1 protein-coding gene is annotated in these 654 nt (G+C 70.5%); it reads left to right on the forward strand.

Annotation, left to right across the window (positions count from 1 at the left end; translation table 11 throughout):
- Nucleotides 1-654, forward strand: a 654-nt coding sequence (locus FLW16_RS43005; RefSeq protein ID WP_142566729.1) for a serine hydrolase, incomplete at both ends; no start/stop codon positions are given.

Consider the following 654-nt stretch of genomic DNA (forward strand, 5'->3'; position numbering starts at 1 on the left):
CGGCCGCAGGAGCTGGTACGGCTGGCGCTGTCCAAGCCGGCGCGGTTCGAGCCGGGCACCGACTGGAGCTACTCCAACACCAACTATGTGCTGGCCCGGCTGCTGATCGAGAAGGTCACCGGCCGCCCGGTCGCCGAGGAGATGCAGCGCCTGATCCTGGGGCCGCTCGGCCTGACGGGCACCGTCCAGCCGGCCACCGAGCAGGACATCCCCGCACCGTACGCCCACGCCTACTACCGCTATGAGGAGGACGGCCAGACCCGGACGGTCGACGTCACCCGGCACAACCCCTCCTGGATCTCCAGCGGCGGCGACATGATCTCCACCACCCGGGACCTGCAGACGTTCATCACCGCGCTGCTGGGCGGCAAGCTGCTGCCGGCCGAGCTACTGGCCGAGATGTGCACGCCGGAGTCCAAGGCCGGCTACGGCCTGGGCGTGTTCGTACAGCAGGCGCCGGGCGGTGGCACCCTCATCACCCACAACGGCGGCATGGCGGGCCACGCGGCGCTGATGTACAGCACGCCCGACGGCGGCAAGACCCTGACCGCCGCCCTGAACTACGTGGACGACGCCGCCATGTCCATGGGCGCGGCCTTCCAGAAGGCGACGCAGAGGCTCGTCAACGAGGTGTTCGGCGGCGGCCAGGCCGGA

The organism is Microbispora sp. KK1-11 (assembly GCF_006874435.1).
GTDB classification, from domain to species: domain Bacteria; phylum Actinomycetota; class Actinomycetes; order Streptosporangiales; family Streptosporangiaceae; genus Microbispora; species Microbispora catharanthi.